The 23,040-nt window shown below is 53.0% G+C and carries 24 protein-coding genes and 2 riboswitches; all 24 genes read left to right on the top strand.

The window, feature by feature from the left end:
- Nucleotides 1-159: 159 nt before the first annotated feature.
- The 24 genes from B3W37_RS08110 (at nt 160) to B3W37_RS08225 (ending at nt 23,033) form a co-directional block, all read left to right on the top strand.
- A complete protein-coding gene (locus B3W37_RS08110; protein ID WP_483170391.1) occupies nt 160-1,902 on the top strand; it encodes a sigma 54-interacting transcriptional regulator in 1,743 nt (580 codons plus the stop codon).
- Nucleotides 1,903-2,365: 463 nt separating this feature from the next.
- Nucleotides 2,366-3,574, top strand: a complete 1,209-nt coding sequence (locus tag B3W37_RS08115) for a thiolase family protein (RefSeq protein WP_483170392.1) — start codon at nt 2,366-2,368, stop codon at nt 3,572-3,574.
- Nucleotides 3,575-3,729: 155 nt separating this feature from the next.
- Nucleotides 3,730-4,335 carry a GyrI-like domain-containing protein gene (locus tag B3W37_RS08120; RefSeq protein WP_483170394.1) on the top strand — a complete coding sequence of 202 codons (606 nt, stop codon included), beginning with the start codon at nt 3,730-3,732 and terminating at the stop codon, nt 4,333-4,335.
- A gap of 96 nt (nt 4,336-4,431) precedes the next feature.
- A complete protein-coding gene (locus B3W37_RS08125; RefSeq protein WP_483175318.1) occupies nt 4,432-5,619 on the top strand; it encodes a DNA polymerase IV in 1,188 nt (395 codons plus the stop codon).
- A 140-nt stretch (nt 5,620-5,759) separates the two neighbouring features.
- A riboswitch (cobalamin riboswitch) is annotated at nt 5,760-5,931 on the top strand.
- 114 nt (nt 5,932-6,045) lie between these two features.
- On the top strand, nt 6,046-7,410 hold the full coding sequence (locus tag B3W37_RS08130) for a cobyrinic acid a,c-diamide synthase CobB (protein WP_483175319.1): 1,365 nt from the start codon (nt 6,046-6,048) through the stop codon (nt 7,408-7,410).
- Between the two features lie 78 nt (nt 7,411-7,488).
- Complete coding sequence (gene cbiD / locus B3W37_RS08135; RefSeq protein ID WP_483175371.1) at nt 7,489-8,577, top strand: cobalt-precorrin-5B (C(1))-methyltransferase CbiD; 1,089 nt, start codon at nt 7,489-7,491, stop codon at nt 8,575-8,577.
- Nucleotides 8,578-8,683: 106 nt separating this feature from the next.
- Entirely contained in the window at nt 8,684-9,319 is a 636-nt protein-coding gene (cbiE, locus tag B3W37_RS08140) for a precorrin-6y C5,15-methyltransferase (decarboxylating) subunit CbiE (RefSeq protein ID WP_483175320.1), read from the top strand.
- The gene (gene cbiT, locus B3W37_RS08145) at nt 9,303-9,896 is read left to right on the top strand and encodes a precorrin-6Y C5,15-methyltransferase (decarboxylating) subunit CbiT (RefSeq protein WP_483170399.1); all 594 of its coding nucleotides are present in this window, start codon (nt 9,303-9,305) and stop codon (nt 9,894-9,896) included. The genes cbiE and cbiT overlap by 17 nt, the downstream gene beginning before the upstream one ends.
- On the top strand, nt 9,893-10,615 hold the full coding sequence (cobI, locus tag B3W37_RS08150; RefSeq protein WP_483170400.1) for a precorrin-2 C(20)-methyltransferase: 723 nt from the start codon (nt 9,893-9,895) through the stop codon (nt 10,613-10,615). Before cbiT ends, cobI begins: the two co-directional genes overlap by 4 nt.
- Nucleotides 10,612-11,349 (top strand): precorrin-4 C(11)-methyltransferase, encoded by a 738-nt coding sequence (gene cobM / locus B3W37_RS08155; RefSeq protein ID WP_483170401.1) that lies wholly within the window; start codon nt 10,612-10,614, stop codon nt 11,347-11,349. The genes cobI and cobM overlap by 4 nt, the downstream gene beginning before the upstream one ends.
- The gene (locus B3W37_RS08160) at nt 11,336-12,463 is read left to right on the top strand and encodes a cobalt-precorrin 5A hydrolase (protein ID WP_483170402.1); all 1,128 of its coding nucleotides are present in this window, start codon (nt 11,336-11,338) and stop codon (nt 12,461-12,463) included. Before cobM ends, B3W37_RS08160 begins: the two co-directional genes overlap by 14 nt.
- On the top strand, nt 12,427-13,134 hold the full coding sequence (cobJ, locus tag B3W37_RS08165) for a precorrin-3B C(17)-methyltransferase (RefSeq protein WP_483175322.1): 708 nt from the start codon (nt 12,427-12,429) through the stop codon (nt 13,132-13,134). The genes B3W37_RS08160 and cobJ overlap by 37 nt, the downstream gene beginning before the upstream one ends.
- The gene (gene cobK, locus B3W37_RS08170; RefSeq protein WP_483170404.1) at nt 13,131-13,898 is read left to right on the top strand and encodes a precorrin-6A reductase; all 768 of its coding nucleotides are present in this window, start codon (nt 13,131-13,133) and stop codon (nt 13,896-13,898) included. Before cobJ ends, cobK begins: the two co-directional genes overlap by 4 nt.
- Nucleotides 13,895-14,284, top strand: coding sequence for a sirohydrochlorin chelatase (locus B3W37_RS08175; protein WP_483175324.1), 390 nt, complete (start codon nt 13,895-13,897; stop codon nt 14,282-14,284). Before cobK ends, B3W37_RS08175 begins: the two co-directional genes overlap by 4 nt.
- Nucleotides 14,281-14,907: a precorrin-8X methylmutase gene (locus tag B3W37_RS08180; RefSeq protein WP_483175325.1), complete on the top strand. Its 627-nt coding sequence runs from the start codon at nt 14,281-14,283 to the stop codon at nt 14,905-14,907. The genes B3W37_RS08175 and B3W37_RS08180 overlap by 4 nt, the downstream gene beginning before the upstream one ends.
- A 2-nt stretch (nt 14,908-14,909) precedes the next feature.
- Complete coding sequence (cobU, locus tag B3W37_RS08185) at nt 14,910-15,485, top strand: bifunctional adenosylcobinamide kinase/adenosylcobinamide-phosphate guanylyltransferase (RefSeq protein ID WP_483175326.1); 576 nt, start codon at nt 14,910-14,912, stop codon at nt 15,483-15,485.
- Nucleotides 15,482-17,020: a cobyric acid synthase gene (locus tag B3W37_RS08190; RefSeq protein ID WP_483175327.1), complete on the top strand. Its 1,539-nt coding sequence runs from the start codon at nt 15,482-15,484 to the stop codon at nt 17,018-17,020. Before cobU ends, B3W37_RS08190 begins: the two co-directional genes overlap by 4 nt.
- A gap of 1 nt (nt 17,021) precedes the next feature.
- Nucleotides 17,022-17,969, top strand: a complete 948-nt coding sequence (gene cbiB, locus B3W37_RS08195) for an adenosylcobinamide-phosphate synthase CbiB (RefSeq protein WP_483170409.1) — start codon at nt 17,022-17,024, stop codon at nt 17,967-17,969.
- A gap of 22 nt (nt 17,970-17,991) precedes the next feature.
- Nucleotides 17,992-19,074 (top strand): threonine-phosphate decarboxylase CobD, encoded by a 1,083-nt coding sequence (gene cobD / locus B3W37_RS08200; RefSeq protein WP_483175329.1) that lies wholly within the window; start codon nt 17,992-17,994, stop codon nt 19,072-19,074.
- A gap of 88 nt (nt 19,075-19,162) precedes the next feature.
- Nucleotides 19,163-19,334, top strand: a riboswitch (cobalamin riboswitch).
- A gap of 296 nt (nt 19,335-19,630) precedes the next feature.
- A complete protein-coding gene (locus B3W37_RS08205; RefSeq protein ID WP_483175372.1) occupies nt 19,631-20,377 on the top strand; it encodes a precorrin-6A/cobalt-precorrin-6A reductase in 747 nt (248 codons plus the stop codon).
- Nucleotides 20,378-20,459: 82 nt separating this feature from the next.
- Nucleotides 20,460-21,152 (top strand): energy-coupling factor ABC transporter permease, encoded by a 693-nt coding sequence (locus tag B3W37_RS08210; protein ID WP_483170413.1) that lies wholly within the window; start codon nt 20,460-20,462, stop codon nt 21,150-21,152.
- The gene (locus B3W37_RS08215; RefSeq protein WP_483170415.1) at nt 21,149-21,430 is read left to right on the top strand and encodes an energy-coupling factor ABC transporter substrate-binding protein; all 282 of its coding nucleotides are present in this window, start codon (nt 21,149-21,151) and stop codon (nt 21,428-21,430) included. Before B3W37_RS08210 ends, B3W37_RS08215 begins: the two co-directional genes overlap by 4 nt.
- Nucleotides 21,427-22,215: a cobalt ECF transporter T component CbiQ gene (gene cbiQ, locus B3W37_RS08220; protein ID WP_481041318.1), complete on the top strand. Its 789-nt coding sequence runs from the start codon at nt 21,427-21,429 to the stop codon at nt 22,213-22,215. The genes B3W37_RS08215 and cbiQ overlap by 4 nt, the downstream gene beginning before the upstream one ends.
- Entirely contained in the window at nt 22,200-23,033 is an 834-nt protein-coding gene (locus B3W37_RS08225; RefSeq protein ID WP_483170416.1) for an energy-coupling factor ABC transporter ATP-binding protein, read from the top strand. Before cbiQ ends, B3W37_RS08225 begins: the two co-directional genes overlap by 16 nt.
- Nucleotides 23,034-23,040 lie beyond the last annotated feature (7 nt).

The raw sequence follows: 23,040 nt of genomic DNA on the forward strand, positions 1-23,040 counted from the left end.
CGGCGTTTCCAACAAAGAATGACGCAGATACACGGACACACGTGGGCGGGCAAGCCGCCCTACTTCATTACAGGAATGCTTGTGCCCGGATATCTTGGGCAACTCTGAAAGTTTAGATATAATAGATGTATGACCTAATTTGCATCAAGAGGACAACCTATGTCTAAATCCGACGATTGTTTCAATTTGTATAAAGTAGCTGAGGCCATCCTTGATAATCCTCTCATGGCCTGCGTCGTTGTTGACGAGCATGGCATCATTCGGTTTATTAATCAAGCCTATTTGGAATGGCTGGATAAAACCCGAGACGAAGTAATGGAAAGGCATATTCTTGAGATTACCCCCCATTCCAAATTACCAGAGGTCCTGCGTAGCGGAAAAACAGACCCGATTGACCTGTGGTCGGTAAATGACCGTGAAACGATTATCACCCGATACCCGTTGATTAATGATGATCAAGTCATTGGGGCGGTGGGGCAGACTATTTTCCTGGATAAAGCCGGGGCGAAATTACTCATGAAGAAACTGCAGACTATGGAAAAGGAGTACGAAACGGTATCGGAGGTGCTGGTGCAGAGTCCTTATCAGATATATGTGATTGTTGATAAAGCGGGCATTATTACTTTTATGAACCAGACCTACCTGCACTTATTGGAGATGAAGAAAGAAGATGTGGTGGGCAGACACATCCTGGAGATCACTCCCCATTCCAAACTGCCGGAAATTTTAAGAAACGGTGATATTCACAAGATTGATGCGTGGACTGTCAATGGCCGGGACACCATTATTACCCGAACCCCCATCATAAAGAACGGTGAGATTACCGGAGCGGTAGGAAGAAGTCTGTTTTTGGATATGTCCCAGGCCAAGATTCTTATCAATAAACTGCAGGAAACGGCGAAAGAACTCAATTATTATAAAGAGGAGTTTCGCCAGCATTATCAAGCCCGCTGGAAGTTTGCTGATCTTATCGGAACCACTCCCGAGTTTGCAATGGTCAAATCCATGGCCGAGCAATTGGCACATACACGGTCCACCATCCTTATAACCGGGGAAAGCGGAACCGGCAAAGAATTGTTTGCCCAGTCCATTCATAACCAGGGTGGACAGGAGGGGCCTTTTGTGCGCGTCAATTGTGCGGCTTTACCCGAAAACCTGCTGGAATCCGAACTTTTCGGTTATGATGAAGGAGCTTTCACCGGAGCCAAGAAAGGTGGCAAGCCGGGGAAATTCGAGCTTGCCAAAGGAGGCACCATCTTTTTGGATGAAATAGGCGACATGCCTCTAGGTATGCAGACCAAACTTCTCACCGTGCTTCAAGAACGGGTGATTGAGAGAGTGGGCGGCACTAATCCTATTTCCATAAAAGTAAGAGTTATCGCTGCCAGCAATCGCGATCTGGAGCAAATGGTTGCCAACCACGAGTTTCGAAAGGACCTTTATTACCGCTTGAATGTAGTAAGATTAAACCTTCCGCCTTTGCGGGAGCGAATAGAAGATATTCCCTTGCTCGTTCATTACTTAATGGCTGGTATCAATACCCGTCTAAAAGCTCGCGTATCACATATTTCCGACGAAGCCCTGCATATGCTGCAAACTTATAACTGGCCGGGTAATGTGCGGGAGTTGCAGAACCTGCTGGAGCGCGCTATAAATATGGCTGCGTTAAAGCAGGCGGTCCGGTTGGAGGTGCAACATTTTCCTTCATTAGGTGGTGAGGTGCTTCTGTCTGCAGTTAATGAGCCCGGGCGTACTACCTTGAACGCTTCGGTGCAAAGATTGGAGAAAGAGTTGATAGAGCAAATGCTGAAATCAACCAATTATAATAAAGCTCAGACAGCTAAAGAATTAGGTCTTAACAAATCGGTTTTATACAGTAAAATCCGGAAATATGGTTTGTAGAAAGATTAACACGCCAAAATAAAAAGACTTTTCCAACGAAACCAACATCCCATATGAATTTATAGGGGACAGAGTCAGCAATGTTGACTCTGTCTTTTTTTTGTAGGGTTGTTAATTCGGTCGCATGGTTGATAATTCATTCGGGTCTCTAAAGGCGCCAAATAAGTCGCTTTGTTAAAATGCCACCTATATCTACGGTTGCAATATGATACCCAGGAAAATAATGGTTGAGAGAGAAAACGGGGCAAAAGCCCATAATATCTGATATTTATGATTTATACAGCGGGTTGGCACATTTCTTGCTTAATTGTCTGAAGAGATAAATTCAGACTATTTTTTTGTAATTAAATTTTATTCTTCATAGATGTAATCAGACATGGTGGAAAGGGAGCCAGATCAAGTAAAGCTGGGTTCAAATGCAGATAACATAGAAATTTAGAATTAATAATAAGGGGGTATTTTTGTGAAAGAAATTCAGGATGTAGTAATCGTTAGTGCGTGCAGAACGCCAATAGGCAAATTTATGGGCAGTCTCAAAGACTTTCAGGCTGTGGATCTGGCCACTATTGCAGCCAAGGAAGCCATAAAAAGAGCCGCCGTCGATCCGGAAATCATTGACGAAATCGTTATGGGTGAAGTCTATCAGCACATGCAGGGGTCGCTGCCTGCTCGTCAGGTAAGTTTGGCAGCAGGTCTGCCGCTTAGAAGCAACGCCTGTGTGGTGAATCAGAATTGTGCTTCCGGGATGCGTGCCCTTGATATTGCTATTAACCATATTCAACTGGGCAAAACTGAGGTGGGGCTGGTGGTTGGAGTGGAAAGCATGACCAACGCACCTTATATGCTACCCAAAGCCCGTATGGGCTATCGTATGGGGCCGGGCATTATGGAGGATGCCATGCTGCATGATGCGTTATTTGACCGCCTGGTGGAGGGGCACATGGGAACTACCGCCGAAAACGTTGCCGAGAAATATGGCATCACCCGCGAAGAATGCGACCAACTCGCATTGCGCAGCCACCAAAACGCCACCCGAGCCAACCAGGATGGGACATTTGAACGTGAAATCGTACCGGTTGAAATCAAAACCAAAAAGGGCGTTACTTATTTCTCCAAAGATGAGCATATGATTTCCGATGCCAACCTGGAAACCATGGCCAAATTACCCCCGGCTTTTAGAAAAGGTGGAGTGGTTACTGCGGCTAATGCCTCCGGAATCAATGATGCTGCCGCAGCCGTCGTTATCATGTCTAAAGCCAAAGCACTGGAACTGGGAATCAAGCCCTTAATGAAATTAATCAATATCTGCGCTGAAGGAGTAGCTCCTGAAGTCATGGGACTTGGTCCAGCGGTGGCTATTCCCAAATGTTTAAAAGAAGCAGGCATGAAATTCGAAGATGTTGATTACTGGGAGATAAATGAAGCGTTTGCCGCCCAGTGGCTGGGTGTTGGCAGAATGCTGAAAGAGGAATATGGTATTGAAATTGATATGAATAAGGTTAATAGCAATGGATCCGGAATTGGTTTGGGCCATCCGATTGGAGCCACGGCTTTGCGTATCATCGTTTCCCTGTATTACGAACTTGAGAACATCGGCAAGACTGTTGGGGGAGCAGCGCTGTGCGTTGGAACTGGGCCCGCCATGTGCTCACTGTGGACAAGGGATATCTAAGGACCTCTTCTTTGTTTAAGCAGGTGATGGTTACAACGCCATCACCTGACTTTTTTGTGAATGTCCCCAGAGCATAACATATCACCGTCACTGCCTGCATCTGCTGTGATTCAAGTCTTCCTCCGGGGTATAATGTACCTAGGAGGATTTTTACTATGGAAAAAATCGATCTGAAGAAGCAGTATTCCCGCTTATACAATACCCCGCTGGGAAAAAATATCCTGGTCCGGGTGCCGGCCTTCAATTTCCTGATGATAAACGGGCAGGGTGACCCCAACACCTCCCCGGACTATAAAGAGGCTGTCGAAGCCCTTTACTCAGTGTCTTACGCCCTCAAGTTCCAGAGCAAAAAAGAAAGCCCCGATTATACTGTAATGCCCCTGGAAGGATTGTGGTATGGGGCTTCTGAACAGGTTTTTCTTACAGGCGATAAGGATAACTGGCAATGGACTATGATGATAATGCAGCCGCCATTTATTGAAGCGGGCATGGTTGAGCAGGCCAAAGCGGCTGCGGCCAAAAAGAAACCCCTTACGGCGCTGCCCCGGCTGCGCTTCGAATCCTTTGAAGAAGGCCTGGCAGCCCAGGTGATGTATGTCGGTCCTTATTCCGAGGAACATGACACCATAATGAAACTGCACCAATTCATCGGTGAGCAAGGCTACAGCCTGCGGGGGTATCATCATGAAATCTACCTTAACGATCCCCGCAAGACCACCCCTGCCCGGCTTAAGACCATTATCAGGCAGCCGGCAGGTTAAGGATGACCCGGATCGATTTCCAGATATCGCTGTCAGGTAAAGGGCTTTTGCTTTAATGGAATCATATTGGGTTAAAAAGCACGGGGAAGTGTGAAAATGACCGGCGAGGTGAATCACTCTCTACATATCATTCACTGTGATCTGGATGCATTCTACGCCGCGGTGGAACAAAACGACAATCCCTCCCTAGAGGGAAAGCCAGTCATAGTCGGGGGATCTGCCGCCTCGCGGGGGGTCGTTTCCACCTGCTCCTACGAGGCCAGGAAATTCGGAGTACGCTCGGCCATGCCCGCCGCTCAGGCCAGGCGTTTGTGCCCGCAAGGCGTATTTCTGCCGGTGCGCATGGAGCGTTACCTGGAGGTATCCCATCAGGTTTTTGCCATTCTCTCCGATTACACCCCCCTCATGGAACCAATTTCCGTTGACGAGGCTTTTCTTGATATCAGCGGAACTCAAAATCTCTTCGGCAGCCCGGAGGCTATTGGGCGGGAAATCAAACGCCGGGTCAGAAGCGAACTGGGCCTGACTATATCGGTGGGCATTTCTTATAACAAGTTCCTGGCCAAGCTGGCCTCCGACCTGAACAAACCGGACGGTTTGTGCATCATCCCCTATGACCGGGCCCTGGAAATAATAAGACCCCTGCCGGTCACACGGCTCTGGGGGGTGGGTGAAAAGGCCCGGCAAGCCCTGGAGCGGCTGGGGATCAAAACCGTCGGTGATGTACAGGACCTCCCAACCGGTTGGCTTGCAGAACGCATGGGCGCAAGCGGGCAGCATTACTGGGAATTAGCCCGGGGCATCGACACACGCCAGGTCGAAACCCATGAAGAGCGTAAATCCCTGGGCAGGGAGGTCACCTTTCCGGAAGACATTGATGATATGCAGATCCTGCAAAAAAACCTGGCTGCTTTCTCCGCCGAGTTGTGCCGTAAACTGCGCCGCGACAAGCTGTACTGTTCTACAGTAACCCTCAAACTGCGTTACAGCAGCTTTAAAACCATCAACCGCAGCCGGACTATCGCCCCCAGCCATGCTGATGTGGTCATCGGGCAGGTCGCTGATGAACTGCTGCAGAAGAGCTACCGGGGAGATTCTCCCTTACGCCTGATCGGCCTCAGCCTGGGAAAGCTATCATCGGCACCGGATTGGGAGCAGGGCGGCCTCTTCGAAGAATCTGCCCAATATGAAAAGGTGGATATGCTTATGGATCAGATTCGCCGGCGTTTTGGATCCAGGGTCATACAGCGCGGCAATCAGCTCCCAAGCCGGGGTGATGATTAGACCAAATTCCCCGGTGTCATTCGTTTTAGCAATTCAGAACCGCATCGGAATAATGACTCAGGGAAAGCGTTTTCCGGTGTCATTTGTACGCAAATTATTATGTTGGCATTTTTAAAGGATTGTATTATAATGGGGGCAACTCTAAAGTTGAAGCTACTGGTCCCGAGAGGGATAAAGGGAATCAGGTTAAAATCCTGAGCGGTCCCGCCACTGTAACCAGTACGAACCACACATTAGCCACTGAGGAATCGGGAAGGGGTGTGGGGAGGATGATCTGGGAGCCAGTAAACCTGCCAATAGCTTGCGAATAATCAGCCCCGCGGATAGGGTTTGGTTCGCATTTGGACGGTAAAGCTGTAGGCTTCTACTTTTGAGCAAGTAGAAGCCTTTTTTATTGGGAAATATGGAAGCAGGAAGTGAGTCTCGGTGCAGTTCCCACGACTGATGATCGCCGGCGTGCACAGCAGCAGCGGCAAAACCACAGTTTCATTGGGGTTGATGGCAGCTCTGAAGCGGCGCCGGATCAAGGTGCAGCCCTTCAAAGTAGGACCGGATTATATCGACTCCGGTTTGCACAGTCATGCCTGCGGTCGCAGTTCCCACAATCTGGACAGCTGGATGATGCCTCCTCAGGTGATGCAAACTGTATTTGCCAAGAACGCCGCTTCGGCTGAAATATCCATCATTGAAGGGGTGATGGGGCTGTTTGACGGCTACCGGGGGGAGAGGATTGCCGGCAGCAGCGCCGAGGTGGCTTTGATGTTGAACACCCCGGTGGTTCTGGTGGTAAATGTAAAAAGCATGTCGCAGAGCTGTGTGGCGTTGGTTAAAGGCTTTATGGAATACCAGCCCGGGGTAGAAATCAAAGGTATAGTATTGAACCAGGCTTCTCCTTTCCATCGAGAATGGGTGCTCCCCAATCTGGAATCGGAGCTGGGAGTCAAAGTGCTGGGCTGTGTCCCCTGGCAGGAAAGTATATCCATTCCCGAGCGGCATCTGGGTTTGCTGCCCGCCGATGAACATGGGGAATTGGCAGGCCATCTCCATAAAATGGCGGATTTGGTAGAGTCAAATCTGGATATGGAAGCGGTACTGGCCCTGGCCGGGGAAGCCAAGCCTATGGAACTCAGCTGGCAAGCGCCTCAGGTTGAAAAGCGGACTGTTATCGGAGTGGCCAGGGATGCCGCCTTTAGTTTTTACTATCAAGACAGTCTGGACTACCTGTCTGAACTGGGAGCAGAGCTGAAGTATTTCAGCCCCCTGAATGATGCTTCTTTGCCGGAAGTGGATGGGATCTATGTCGGCGGCGGCTTCCCGGAAATGTTTTTATCGCAATTAAGCCGGAATTCCGGCATGCAGAAGGCTCTGCGCCAGGCCCACCGGATGGGCATGCCCATACTGGCGGAGTGCGGCGGGCTGATGTATTTGTCCCGGACCCTGAAGGACTGGGAGGGCAACTCCTGGCCCGGAGTGGGGCTGGTGCCGGGTGAGATCATTATGACCCGGAAGCTGCAGGAACTAGGCTATATTAAGGCTATTGCCCTGAGAGACACAGTAATAGCCGGAAAAGGCGAGGTATTGCGCGGGCACGAGTTTCATTACTCAACCCTGGAGGGTATCAACCCGCAAGACTGTGCTTTCGGACTCGAAGGAGGCATGGGGCGGGGAATAAGCCGGGGCGGATATGCCGAGGGTTCACTGTTGGCTTCATATCTGCATCTGCAGCTGCGGGCCAATCCCAAAGCAGCCCGGCGTTTTGTGGAGGCCTGCGCTGAATATGGAAATAGATAGCAATTGATGGGAATAGATCAAATCTGAGTCTGCTAAAGAGAAATGCTGATACAGGAGGAGGTGGGCTCATTGAAGGCCATGCGCTGGGGTTATTCCACCGGAACTTGTGCTGCCGCTGCCAGCAAAGCCGCTTTGATAAGACTATTGCAGGACAGAGTGGCGGCCTCAGTGAGAGTAGAGCTGCCGGACGGCCATCTGGCGGAAATACCGGTAACCAAATCATGGCGGACTGAATACGGCGCCATCGCCCGGGTCATAAAGGATGCCGGTGATGATCCTGACGTGACCAATGGCATCAGCATTCTGGCGGAGGTGCGATTGCTGCCCGCTGCAGGCATCGTAATCAAAGGGGGCGCGGGAGTGGGGACGGTCACCAAACCGGGTTTATCGGTGCCGGTGGGCGAACCAGCTATAAACCCGGTTCCGCGCAGCATGATCGAACGCGCTCTGCTTCCCCTGCTGCCGCCCGGACAGGGCCTCAAGGTGGTAATATCCGCGCCGGGCGGGCAGCGTCTGGCCAAAAAAACCTTGAATCCACGGCTGGGCATAGAAGGAGGCATATCCATACTAGGCACCTCGGGGCTGGTGCGCCCCATGTCCGAACAGGCTTATCTCGATTCCCTGATCCCGCAGATTAATCAAGCTATGGCTCTGGGCTACCGTACCCTGGTTTTCACTCCCGGGGGTATGGGAGCTCAGCAGATAAGCAAATTAGGGGCCCCGGCTGACGCAGTGGTGCAGACCAGCAACTTCGTGGGGCAGATGCTGGACGCCGCCCTTAAGCGCAAAGTCAGAAGGATACTGCTGTTTGGCCACATCGGCAAATTAATCAAGGTTTCAGCCGGGGTGTTTCAAACCCACAGCAAGGTTGCCGATGCCCGCAGGGAGACCATGGCTGCCCACTTAGCCCTCCTGGGAGCCAGGCGGGAGTTAATCGCAGAGGTGATGAAGGCCAATACCATAGATGCGGTCATACCATTGATCAAAGCAGACCAAATGGAAATGGTCTATCAATACCTGGCTGCAGCCGCCAGCAGTCATTGCCAGCAGCGCTGCCAGGACAAGATTACGGTTGGAACCGCTATGTATGCCCTGGACGGGAGCATTTTGGGCTATGACCTCACTGCCATCAATTTGGGCAGGAGATTGGGATTGAAGTGTAAATAGCTATAGTCCGCCATCCCATAAACAGGCGCCGGGTCACGGGCAGTATAGTTAAGCAACTTGCCCGGGTTTTAGATATTTTCTATAGATTTGGTTAGGAGGAGCTGCAATGGGTAATGTCGTCAAAATAGTAGGGACGGGACCGGGTCACCCGGACCATACAACCCCGAGAGCCTTGCAGGCTATACGCGAAGCCCAGGTCCTGGTAGGAGGCAGGCGGCTGTTAAGGGATTTCGCCCGGCCCCATCAGAAGTGCTGTGTTATTGACAAAAACCTCACTGCAGTTCTGGAGTTTATACTAAACCAAGCTCTGGATAAGAACATCGCTGTATTGGTTTCCGGAGATCCCGGGTTTTTCAGCATTGCCCGCTACCTCAAAACCCGTTTGAACTGGGTTGAATTCGAGTACATACCGGGTATAAGCTCGGTGCAGTACATGTTCGCCAAACTGCAAGAGCCCTGGCAGGAGGTGCCTTTCTACAGCATGCACGGCCGCCAGGTTGAAAACCTGGGCAAATGGGCGGACTCCGCTCCCGTAGTGGCGCTGCTGACCGGCGGGAAGTGGTCGCCGCAGGCTATCGCCCAAAGCCTCCTGGGCCAGATGCGGGATCTGCGGGTGGCGATCGGGCTCAACCTCTCCTACCCTGATGAAAAGGTGTTTTACACCACCCTCACCGCTCTGGCTGAGGATGGCCTAGATTATAAGAATAGTGTGATGGTGATATTCAATGAGAATGGATTTTAACACCCCTGGAATTCCGGATGAAGCTTTTGCCCGGCGGCCCGGCATTCCTATGACCAAGCAGGAAGTAAGGGCAATATCTCTGGCCAAACTTCAGTTGTTCCCCGGTGCGGTGGTGTATGATATCGGGGCCGGCACCGGTTCCATGGCGATCGAGTGCCGGCGTCTGGTCGAACCGGGGAGGGTTTTTGCCATAGAGTCGAACCCCGAAGCGGTGGATTTGATTAAGCTGAACAGCTATCGCTTTACAGTGCAATTGGATTTGGTCCCGGGTTCAGCCCCCGAGGTGCTTGACATTTTGCCTGAAGCCGACCGGATCTTTATCGGGGGCAGCGGCGGGGATATCGAAGCCATGATAATAGGGTGCGACCGGAAATTGAAGCCGGGGGGTATTTTGGTTATGAATACCGTCACCCTGTACACCGCGCCGCTCGCCTGTCAGGCTTTGGAGCGGCTGGGATATGAGCTGCAAGCGGTACAGGTTAATATCGCTGTCAATGAAAAAAGGGGCCGGGCTCGCATCTGGCAAGCCCGCAATCCGGTCACTATCATCAGCGGGAGAAAGGGGGAGCAGTTTTGAGTTGGGGGAAATTCTACGGTATCGGGGTGGGACCGGGAGATCCGGAACTATTGACCCTGAAGGCTAAGCGCATCCTGGAACAGACCGAGCTGCTGTTCGTTCCCAAATCCCGGCTGGAAAAGCGCAGTGTGGCCCTATCCATTGTTGGCCAGGCCATTGATAAACAATGGCGGACAGTAGATCTTTTAATGCCGATGATAGACGATGAAAAACTTCTTAATCAGCACTGGCGGGAGGCCGCCCAGGCAATAATGCAGCACCTCTCCAAGGGGATTGACGGGGCATTCATCACCCTGGGCGATCCCACCCTTTACAGCACTTTCACTTATCTCTTAAAGCAACTGAAGGAACTGGCCCCTGAAATAAAAGTGGAGATTGTACCCGGTATCAGTGCGGTTAACGCTATATCAGCCACTCTGCAGCAGCCCCTGGCGGAAGGGGAGGAAAACCTGATCATCATCCCGGCTCTGCAGGATCAGGAAACCCTGGCCGGGCTGACCGAACAGTTTGACAATATCGTACTTATGAAGGCCGGGCGGCAGATAGACAAGATTTGTGCGGTTCTGGAGGATCGAGGTCAGGATAAACAAGCCTGCCTGGTCAGCCGCTGCGGTTTTGAGGATGTATCCGTCCACCATGATGTTTTCGCCTTAACAGGCCAGAAGCTGGATTACCTGTCTACAGTGATTATTAAGAAAAAGGGAGGTGACAGTCAGTGATTTGGTTTGTGGGAGCAGGGTCCGGCGACCCGGAACTGCTTACTTTGAAGGGTTACAGACTGCTCAAGCAAGCGGATCTGGTGGTTTACGCCGGTTCACTGGTCAATGAAGCGCTATTGCAGTATGCGCGCCCCGAAGCTCGTCTGGTCAACAGCGCCCCCCTCAACCTGGAGGAGATCGTTGAGGTGATGGTTAAGGCCTACCGCCGCGGAGAACAGGTGGTGCGCCTCCATACCGGCGATCCCAGTTTGTACGGGGCCATCGGCGAGCAAATGGAATTGTTGGATAAAGCCAACATCCCTTATAGTGTAGTTCCCGGGGTCAGTTCCTTCTTGGCGGCAGCCGCCAGCTTGGAGAAGGAATATACCATCCCCGACGGCACTCAAACAGTGATTATAACCCGCATGGAAGGCCGTACTCCGGTGCCGGAGCGGGAACAGATGCGGCTTCTGGCCCAGCATCGATCTTCCATGGCCATATTCCTGTCGGTGGGTTTGATCGAGCAGGTGGTTAAGGAATTACTGGAGCATTATCCGCCTGACACCCCGGCAGCCGTGGTGGAGAAGGCCTCCTGGCCGGAAGAGCGTGTTCTTACCGGCCAACTGCAGGAAGTAGCCGGTCTGGTCGCCCAGGCGGGGATCAAGAAAACCGCCTTGATTCTGGTGGGGGAATTTCTGCGCCAGAGCGGAAAGTCCAAATTGTATGATCGGGATTTCAGCCATGAATACAGGTAATCAGCCAGATTCGTCTATAGCCATATTGTGCCTGACCAGGAACGGCGCCAGGCAGGGTCATAAACTGGCCGCCCGGATGCCCGGAAGCCATTTATTCTTGCCGGACCGGTTGCGCAAAGAGAGCGAAGCGGGTTCACAAGCGAAATTTTTTGATGATTTTGCGGCCTGTTTCAGCAGGGTCTTTCGGAACTATGCCGGGATGATCTGTATTATGGCCAGCGGTATCGTGGTACGCAGTTTGGGCGGGCTGATGACCTCGAAATACAAAGACCCCGCAGTTGTGGTGGTGGACGAAAAAGGGCGCTACGCCATCAGCCTTTTGTCGGGGCACCAGGGAGGCGCCAACAGTCTGGCTAAAATGGCCGCCGCATACCTGGGGGGGCAGGCGGTGATCACCACCGCTACCGATGTGAACGGCAAGCCGGCAGTGGATATGATGGCCCGGGATATCGATGCGCTTATTAAGCCCCCGGGTAATATAAAGCTTATAAACCGCGCCCTGGCAGAGGGGGAAACGGTCTATCTATACAGCCCCTGGCCGCTAAACCCCGAATGGGGCCAGGGTTTTGTTTCCCGCCCCTGGCGTAATGCCACCGGGGGCCTAAACGGCATCGAAACAGATAGGATACAGGCCCCGGCGGTAGTCTTGGATTGCCGTTACAGTCCGCGGAACTCAGATGAATTGATTTTTCTGCTGCCCCGTAATCTGCATCTGGGGATTGGATGCCGCAAGGGGGTGGACTATGAACAGCTCAAACTGGCAGTGCGAACCGTTTTAGACGTCTTTTGTATCGACAAAGGCTGCATCGTCAGCCTGGCCAGCATAGATATAAAAGCACGGGAAGCCGCCTTGTTGCGGCTGGCCCGGGAGCTTCAGCTCCCCTTGCGGTTGTTCGCCAGAGAGGAACTGGCTGTACTGGAAGGCTCTTTTGAGGGCTCAGAATGGGTAAAGCAAAATATAGGAGTTGATGGTGTATGCGAACCGGCGGCTCGACTGGCAGCCAAAACGGGAACAACAATTGTTCCCAAACAGAAAATCGGCCCGGTGACCATCAGTGTGGCCATGGAAAAATCCTGGTGGTGGGATTGGGACCAGGCGGATCAGACTTCCTGACACCCAGGGCCCAAGCAGCCCTGGATGAAGCTCAGGTAATCATCGGCTATAAGACTTACCTGGGTTTTATCAAAGATCTCCTCGGGGATAAACAGGTTATTGGTTCGGGAATGCGCAAGGAGATCGACCGGGCCCGCCAAGCTGTGCAATTGGCCCGGCAAGGCCAGGTGGTGGCGGTGGTCAGCAGCGGGGATCCGGGTGTTTACGGTATGGCAGGCATTATCCTGGAATTGGCCGCCGACTCCGTCCCGGTAGAGGTGGTTCCGGGGGTCACTGCCGCTACATCTGCGGCAGCAGTCCTGGGCGCTCCGCTGATGCATGACTTTGCCGTTATAAGCCTGAGCGACCTCCTGACCCCGTGGGAAACCATTGCCCGGCGCCTGCAGGCGGCGGCCCAGGCTGACTTTATTATCGTCTTATACAATCCTAAAAGCAAAGGCCGTGAGACTCAGATTGCCCGGGCCAGAGACATTATTCTGGCCCATCGCCATCCGCAAACCCCGGTGGGCATTGTGCGCAATGCCAAACGCGGCGGAGAACAAAAGGTTCTCGCCATTCTGGGAAATATGCTTAACGAAGATATCGATATGTTTTCCACCGTGGTGATCGGCAATTCACAGACGCGCATCGAGCATGGCTATATGGTGACTCCCAGGGGGTATAGCATATGATCCTGGTTCTGGCCGGCACCAGCGAAGGCCGTCAGGCCGCCCTGGCTTTACAGGACAACGGGTATAAAATACTGGTTTCGGTGACCAGTTCGTATGGACGGGAATTGATGCTCAAAAGCGGGGTCAAACCGGTTCGTCAGGGGGACCTGGAGATGCCGGCCTTGTTAGACTTGCTCCGGGAAGGCGGCTTTGACATGATTGTAGATGCAACCCATCCTTATGCCACGGCTATCAGCGTTTATGCCATGGAAGCGGCCCGGCTGCTGGGAATAGACTACTTGCGCCTGGAGAGACCGGCCACAGCCCTGCCAGAAGATGTTGATGTCATAGATAGTCTGGAGAAATTGCCTGACTGGCTTTATCCCGGCTGCAGGGTGATGTCGACTATAGGCAGCAAGCATTTGCCGCTTTTATGGGAATTGGCCACAGCCAGCCAGGCCCAGTTGATAGCGCGGTTTCTGCCTTCCAGCCAGGTGGTGCAAAGCTGTGAATACCTGGGGATGTCCCCCGAGCAAATGATAGCCATGAAGGGGCCTTTTTCTGTGGATATGAACCGGGCTCTTTTCGAAAAATACCGGGTTCATCTGGTTTTAAGCAAGGAGAGCGGCGCCGAGGGCGGTTTTGCAGAAAAGTACCTGGCGGCCCGGGAATTGTCTATTCCCCTGTTGGTGTGGAACCGGCCGCATCTGGATTACCCCCGGGTCTTCAACCGCATGCCTGAGCTAGTTGAATACATAAAAACAACGAAAGGGTGCTTATCATGAAAAGTGGTGTGGTTTTAATCGCCCACGGCAGTCGCCGTGAGGAGGCCAATGCAGAAATCCGGACCCTGGCCCGGCAGGTGCAGGAGGCGGACCGCTTCGGGCTGTACGAGGTGGCCTTTATGCAATTTGGCAGCCCGGATCTGAAAGAAGCGGTGGCCAGGCTGGCGGCACAGGAAGTGGAACGCATCGTGGTAATGCCCTTGTTCTTGATCACCGGTAATCACGTTACTCAGGACATTCCCGCGGAGCTGGAAGACCTGAAACCACAGTATCCCGGCCTGGAATTAGTCATGGCCCGCCATTTTGCGGCCCATCCGGCTCTGGTCCAGATCATACAGGACAGGATCGGGGAGGCCTTTATAGAAGGGGAGGCGACCCGGGCATGAATATTATCTGGAATCCGCGCGAAATCGAAAACCGCAGTATGGAAATCATCGAGAGCTACCTTGACGGCTATGAATTCGGTCCGATCGAAAAACAGATAGTCAAACGGGTTATTCATACTACCGGCGATCCCGACATAGTAAAATACCTGCGCTTTCATCCCCGGGCCATCGAGGCAGGTCTTTCCGCATTAGAGGGCGGAGCCCACGTATTTACCGATGTCAACATGCTTAAATCAGGAATCAACGCCGCCCGGTTGGAAAGCTGCGGCGGGCAGGTATTATGCTTAATCAGCGAGCCCGCGACCATTGCTAACAGCAAAGCTTGGGAAATCACCCGGGCGGCTGCGGCCATGCGCCAGTTCGGGCCCCGCTTGAATGGGGCTATTGTGGCCATCGGCAATGCCCCCACAGCCCTTTTCGAAGTTTTGGATCTGGTTGAACAGGGGATATGCCGCCCCGCCCTGGTGGTAGGCACCCCGGTGGGCTTTGTAGGGGCCGCCGAATCCAAGGAGATGCTGGTCGGCCAGGACTTGATACCTTATATCAGCCTCCTGGGGACCCGGGGAGGCAGCCCCATTGCGGTCAGCATTGTCAACGCTTTACTCTACAGTGAAGGGGCTTAAATATGCTGGAATCGATAATGGTCTTGGGAGGCGGCAGCAGCGGCAAGAGTGTATTTGCCGAAGATCTGGCCCGGGAAATGGAATCCTTTTATAACTGTGATGTATTCTACCTGGCTACTGGCATTGGCTGTGATCAGGAATTTGCCGCCCGGATTAAGAAACATCAACAGCGCCGCCCCGGGCACTGGCACACCGTGGAGGAACCGCGCCGTCTGGCTCGGGCCTTGCGGAGCTGGAAGCATCAGCCCAGCGTTGTGCTGGTAGATTGTATTGGCACCTGGACCGCCAATCTCATCTACGGCGAGGATTGGCAGGAGAGCCGGCCCTGGTCGGCGGAGCGGGAAGAGGCCTGTTTGCAGGAGGTAAGGGACTTTATCGCCGCCTGGTCCGGTCTGTCGGGAGCGCTGATCCTGGTGGCCGATGAAGTAGGGATGGGTATTGTGCCGGAGTATCCGGATGCTCGTATCTTCAGGGATCTAAACGGCAGAATCAATCAGATGCTGGCGGCAGCGGCGGAGCAGGTCTATTTTGTCACCGCCGGGATAGCCAACCGTATCAAGGGAGGGGGAGCAAGGTGAAAAGACACCAGGCCATAATGGTGCAGGGCACTTCTTCAAATGTAGGCAAAAGCATGTTGTGCACCGCTTTATGCCGCATATTCGTTCAGGACGGCTACAAGACCGCACCGTTTAAGGCCCAGAATATGGCGTTGAATTCCACGGTCACTCCCGATGGAGGCGAAATCGGCCGGGCTCAGGGAGCTCAGGCAGAAGCGGCCGGGTTGGCTCCCAGCGTGCTCATGAACCCCATACTCATCAAACCCAAGCAGGACAGCGAGGCCCAGATCATCACCCTGGGGGTGCCTTATGCCGATATGTCGGCCACAGCCTATCGCCGCGATTTTCTGCCGGGAGCGGTGTCGATCGTCAGGGATTGTATAAAGCAGCTTAAAGAGCAGTATGAGATTCTAGTGATAGAAGGGGCCGGCAGTCCGGCCGAAATCAACCTCAAGGATCGCGATATCGTTAACATGAAGACCGCCGAATTGGCTGACGCTCCGGTTTTGATGGCGGCTGACATTGACCGCGGCGGGGTGTTCGCTTCCCTGATCGGCACCCTGGAGCTATTGGAGCCCCATGAAAGGCAGCGGGTGAAGGGTTTTATCATCAATAAATTCCGCGGCGATATCAGCCTGCTGCAGTCCGGCCTGGATTTTCTTTCGCAACGCACCGGCATCCCGGTTCTGGGCGTGGTGCCGTATGTTCATGATCATGGCATCGATGAAGAAGACTCGGTGTGTCTTAGCGAGAAGAATGGATGGGGAGCGGAACAGGCCCCGATCCGGGTGGCAGTCATGCAGCTGCCTCGCATCTCCAATTTTACTGATATAAATGCATTTATAGGACTGCCTGACACCCGCATCCATTATGTTCGTCCCGGAGAGGCCCTCGGTCAGGCCGATCTTATCATTATCCCCGGCACCAAGAACTCTATCCTGGATATGCTCTATTTGCAGGAAAAGGGTTATGATCAGGAAATCCGCTGCTTGGCTGAAGAAGGCGCTTATGTGGCCGGTATCTGCGGCGGTTTTCAGATGCTGGGACAGGAGCTTTTGGATCCGGACGGCACTGAAGCCGGGATCGGATCCCTGCCCGGGCTGGGCCTCCTGCCCGTGAGCACTCTGTTCGGCCCCCAAAAGAGCACCCATCAAGCCCGGGCGAAGATTGTCAGCAAGCAGGGCTTGTGGCAGCATTTGTGCGGGCAGGAAGTAGAAGGCTACGAGATTCATATGGGACAGAGCGCCCTCATCGGGGCAGGCTGCGCTCTAACCCACATTTTTACCCGCTCCGGAGAAAAATGCAGTGTGTGGGACGGGGCCTGCAGCGACAGCGGGCGGGTGTTCGGCACCTATCTGCACGGCATCTTTGACAACCCGGCGGTTATGCTGGGCGTTATGAACGACATCCGCAAGAAAAAGGGATTTCCCGCTCTGCACAGTGAGGATCTGCCCATGACGCAGAGGCAGCACAAATATGATCAATGGGCCGATCTGGTGCGGGCTAGTTTGGATATGGACAAGGTATACCGGATTATGGGGTGGGGAGAGGCTTGAGATGGAATGGATTATCTTGACAGCAGTCTTATTAGACCTTCTGATCGGAGACCCGCGCGGAGTACCCCATCCGGTGATATGGATAGGCCGGGCCATACGCCGATGTGAAACGGCGGTGCGCAGCTTTGCGGCCAGCCCCGCAGCCTTGAAGCTGGGGGGGGGCTTGATGGTCCTGGCGGTGGTTCTGGGAACCTACCTGATCACCTGGGGAATCATAACCCTGGCCTATCTGGCGCATCCCTATGTGGGTGCGGCCGCAAGCATTCTGCTCATGAGTCAGACCCTGGCCATCAACAGCCTCTATCGACATGCCCGGGAGGTTTTGCGCCCCTTGAAAGAAGGCCGTTTAGAACCGGCCCGCCAAGCCCTGGCTATGATTGTAGGCCGGGATACCGAGCACCTGGACGAAGCCCAGCTGGTCCGCGGAGTGGTGGAAACGGTTTCGGAAAACACTGTCGACGGCATCACCGCGCCGCTGTTCTATGGTTTTTTGGGCGGACCGGCCCTGGCTATGGCATATAAAGCCGTCAATACCCTGGATTCTATGGTAGGCTACAAAAATGAAAAATATCGCTATCTGGGCTGGGCCGGGGCTCGATTGGACGATGTGGCCAATTATATTCCGGCCCGGCTGACCGGCTTGCTGTATCTACCCCTGGCCCCGTTTACCCGGGGCGGTTTTTCCGGGGTGGTTAAAACCATATGGCGCGACGCGCCCCGGCATCCCAGCCCCAACAGCGGCATTCCCGAAGCGGCCGTAGCCGGGGCGCTGGGGATACAGCTGGGAGGCCTCAATTATTACGGCGGCATTGCCTCACCGCGGGCGGTAATGGGTCAGCCCCTTCATCCGATGCAAATAGATCACATCAAGCAAAGCCTTAGCATCATGCTCCTGGTAAGTGCAGAGGCGGTAGTCCTGGGAGTTCTGTTATCCCGCTGGTGGGGTTAGACAGTTCAGAGTAGGAGGCGTTATGGGCAGTCAACATTTATGCAAACCGGTTCATGGCGGCGATGTGTGGAAAGCCGCCCAGAGGTGGGGGATAGCGCTTGACGAGATCCTGGATTTCAGCGCCAACATCAACCCTCTGGGACCGTCGCCGCAAGCCCTGGAGGCAATTGAAAGCAATATCTCACAGCTGACTCACTATCCCGAACCGTGCGGCGATTCCTGTAAACTGGCCCTGGCTCAGCACCTGGGGGTGGATAAGGCCAATTTGGTCCTGGGCAACGGCGGTTCGGAATTAATCTACCTTCTGGGAAGGATGTTTTATAAAGGGCGGCTCTTGTTGTTGGCCCCCTGTTTTTCCGAATACGGAGAAGGCCTGGAAAACCCGCGGGTGGTTAGAATTGCCCTGGATGCCGATAAACAGTTTAGGCTGCCTTTGCCAGAGATCAGGGAGGCCCTGCAGCTCGGTGACCTGATATTTATCGGTAATCCCAATAACCCCACCGGCAATCTTTTTAAACCGCAGGAATTGCTGGAGTTGGCCGCTTATGTGCAGGACGTCCGGGGAGTTATAGTGGTTGATGAGGCCTTTCTGGATTTCGCCGGCCGGGAACTCTCCATAAGCCAGGAGGTGGAGCACAATCCCCACCTTGTAGTGGTGGGATCCTTAACCAAATTTTTTGCTATTCCCGGCCTGCGTCTGGGTTATGCGGCAGCCTGTGCAGAACATATCAAACGCATGGAGTTTTTGCTCCCCACCTGGCGGATCAACACCCTGGCTCTGGCGGCCGGGCGGGCTTCGCTGGCTGATGTGGCTTATATGGAAAAGACCATCGCCTTTGTCAATCAGGAAAGGCAGTTATTCATAGAACGGCTGCAAGAGCTGCCGTTTTTGCAGGTATTCCCCGGGGTAAGCAACTTCCTGCTCATCGACGCGGAAAAAAGCGGCCTTACGGCAGACGAGTGGCAGGAGCGCCTGGGTCCCCGCGGTATTTTAATCCGCAACTGCTCGAATTTCGCAAACCTATCCCCATATTACTTCCGCATCGCCGTAAAAGGCCGCGATCAAAACCTGCGCCTCGTAGAGGCCTTGAAACAGGTCAAGTGAAGTAACTTTATTAAATGCCAGGTTTTTGAAAAAGGTTTTAATTTGCGTACCAAAAAAGATTGAAATATTTGCCCAAAACCGATAAAATAAGACTTAACTAAATAACAGTGAAGAATGACACAGGGAAGATGGTGAAAATCCATCACGGTGCCGCCACTGTAATGGGGAGCCTTTTACTGAATGCCACTGGATGAAGATCTGGGAAGGCGTAAAAGGCGATGAACCTCAGTCAGGAAACCTGCTGCATTCTATTTAGTCTACATTAGCCCACGGTGCATGGGTGTGTACGATGGTCGTGAACCACAACCCTGTATCATACGGTACAGGGTTTTTATATTGAATAAACATAGGGCGCCTTTTCCTGAGGGAAACGGCTGAAAAGACAATCGGTGCCAAACCGAGCCAATGACTGTATTGGGAGAGTGTCTGCCAGATCTGGCGACACGATGATACCTGAGCCAGTAAGCAGCCTGTTCTTGCTGTCACCGCCAAGGTGAGGTTTCAAGATGTGCTGCTATTTTTTATGCCTGTAAGCAGGGAGGGAAATGGGTTGATTATGCTGGTCGCAGGAATTAAAGAAGCCCCCGAGATCATGGCACAGATTATTGAATGCGGTTGTCAGGTGGTTGTTTATCCAACCAATTCTTCCTGCCGTCACCACATTATCGACGCCGGACTGGGATGTCATCTCCTGCCTGATCATAACCTGGATTTGATGCAGTTTGTTAATGACCAAGAGGTGAAAATAGTGATTGACGCCAGCTCCGAGAGCAGCAGCGGCCTTTTCGAAGCCATAAACCAGATCACCCCCGCACCTCGATATATCCGCTATTACCGGGAGGAATTGGAACTGCCTGTTTCGCCGTTATTGTTCACGGTATATTCATTTGCAGATGCGGTGGACAAATTAGTTGAAATCGGCGCCAGAAATGTATTCTTAACTACCGGGAGCTATTGCCTGGACAGCTTCTGCAATGACTCCCGCCTGCAGGGGACCCGGTTTGTAGTCCGCGTACTGCCGGACTGGAAAATAGTAAAGAAATGCCAGGATATTGGAATTCCTATCCATGATATCGTGGCCATGCAAGGCCCCTTTTCCCGCAAAATTAACAAAACATTATTCAAGACTTATAATGCGGATGTCGTGGTGACGCGGGACAGCGGCAAAATGGGCGGCGCAGACACCAAAATCTCGGCCGCCCTGGATCTTAATCTGACTATTGTTGTCATCAAAAGAAAGACCTCGCAACAATATCCTACCGCCTGCGGGATAAAGCAGTTAATGGATTTAATACAGCGATAGGGGGGAATAGACTTAATTGATTTGCCTGATATAGCTGATTAAAAGAGTGAACTGATCGTAACCAGGAAGGAGGTTAACTATCTTGTTATCATTCGGAATGCACATAATGGAAGGATTCTTACCGCTGCCCTGGGCTGTGGCCTGGTTTGTCTTAATGCTGCCTTTTCTTTACCTGAGCATCAGAAAAACCCGGCAATTGGTGGCCCAAAACCCCAGAGCCATGCTGTTGTTAGCCTTTGCGGGCGCCTTTACTTTCGTGCTTTCGGCACTAAAACTGCCATCTGTCACCGGCAGTTGCTCCCATCCTACCGGGGTGGCCCTGGGAGCCATTCTTTTCGGGCCTGCCGTAATGGTGCTTATCGGCCTGATCGTTTTATTATTCCAGGCCCTTCTTTTGGCCCATGGCGGGTTGACCACTCTTGGCGCCAATGTCATGTCTATGGCAATCGTAGGCCCGCTAGTGACTTACGGCGTTTACGCCCTCCTAAAAAAGACCAGGCTGCCCCACTGGGCTGCAGTACTCATTGGGGCGGCGCTGGGAAGTCTTGCCACCTACTGCGTTACTGCCCTGCAATTAGCTTTAGCCTACCCGGGAGGTCCCGACGGTTTTTATGGGGCTTTGATCAAATTCACCGGCATTTTTGCAGTGACACAGGTACCTATCGCTATAATAGAAGGCATATTGACCGTATTAGTGGTGGATTTGTTATATGCGTACAACCGGCAGGAAGTGGAAAGCCTGCGTGACATGAGCATCGGAGGTGAGCAGGCGTGAAGAGAAATCTTATATTGATCGCCATCATGTTGTGTCTGGTAGTCTACGCCTTATATAGTAATCAAGGCGCAGAGTTTGGCGGAGCCGACGGGCAGGCCGAGGGTGTCATCGAAGAAATCAATCCCGGCTATGAACCCTGGTTCAACCCAATATGGGAGCCTCCCAGCGGAGAAATCGAATCCCTGCTGTTCGCCTTGCAAGCGGCCCTGGGGACAGGATTCATATGTTACTATCTGGGCTACAGCATAGGCAGGAGTAAAGGCAGGGCTCAGGCATGAACAGCATAGACCAGGCCGCCTACAATTCTCCCTGGTACCTGCTGCATCCGGCTGTTAAGCTTGGTCTGACCCTGGCCATCCTGGTAGTGGTTCTGGCACTTGATTCCAGAACCATTTCCTGTCTGGTAATCCTGGCAATATTCGCCCTGCTGGTGGGGAAAGCCAGGGTCTCCTGGCGCTTATATCTTGGTTTAATGGCAATTCCCCTGGTGTTCCTGACGGTGGGTTGCGTGAGCGTGGCCATAACCAACAGCACGCTTTCAACTGGTATCTGGCCGGGGGTTTATGCCGGAGGCATGTGGTGGGGCGTTTCCCCCCAGTCTTTACAGGAGGCTATAAACCTGCTTTTGCGCAGTCTGGCCTGTGTAAGTGCCATGTATCTGCTGGCCTTGACTACGCCAGTGGTGCAGCTGGTTTACGTGCTGCGCTTGTTCAAGCTTCCCGGTGTGGCAGTCGATCTGATGGGATTAATCTATATGAATATCTTTATCTTTCTGCAAACCGCCCAGGACATCTACGTGGCCCAACAGTCCCGCTGCGGCTACCGGGGTTTTGCCGGACATTTAACTTCACTGACCGCCTTGCTCAGCAACCTTTTTATCAAGAACCTGCAGAGAAGCAACGCCTGTTATGACGCTTTGCTGGCGCGCGGATTCAAGGGCAGCCTGCAGGTTTTGGATGAACAGTATATTGTGCGGCCTCTGCATCTGGCTCTAAGCGGCATGTTTATAGCCAGTCTGATTTTGATCCATAGTTACGGGGGATGGATATGCACTCTGATTTAATAGCTGCCGAAAACCTGGCCTATAATTATCAGGACGGCACCAGGGCCTTGGACGGGGTGACCCTCTCCCTGCCCCACAATGCGAAAGCGGCGATTCTAGGTCCGAACGGGGCTGGCAAATCAACCTTGTTCCTTCACTTCAACGGTTTGCTGCGCCCGCATTCAGGCCTGGTTTACTATAAAGGCAAAGCTCTGCAGTACCATACAAAGGCGCTGCAGGTATTGCGCCGGGAGGTGGGAATAGTATTTCAAAACCCGGATAATCAATTGTTTTCCTCCAGCGTTTTTCAGGACATCTCTTTTGGCCTGATGAATCAGGGATGCAACCCGGCCGAAGCCCGGCGCAGAGTGGAGGAAGTAGGGAGCAAGCTGGGCATCGAGCCCCTTTTCTCCAAACCCACCCATTTTCTAAGCGTAGGCCAAAAGAAAATGGTGGCTTTGGCCGGCGTTTTGGTTATGGAGCCAGAATTGATTATCTGTGATGAGCCTACCGCAGGACTGGATCCCGGCAATGCGGAGCGCTTCATGCGGGTTCTGGATGAGCTGCACCGGCAGGGCAAGGCCATGGTGATCTCCACCCACGATGTCAACCTGGCCTACCAGTGGGCCGATGTAGTGTGGTTGTTAAATAAAGGAAAAGTCCTGGCCCAGGGTTCCCCTGTAGAGGTTTTTTCTCAGAGAGAAGTTTTAAAAGCCGCCCGGCTGGAGACCCCCTGGCTTTTGGAAACCTGGCAAGAGATGGCCGCACTCGGTCTGGCCTCACCCAACCTGCCCCCCCGCAGCAAATCCCAGTTCCGCCAGACGCTGATCAAACCCTAAAAACCCC

The organism is Syntrophomonas sp. UBA5494 (assembly GCF_002426325.1).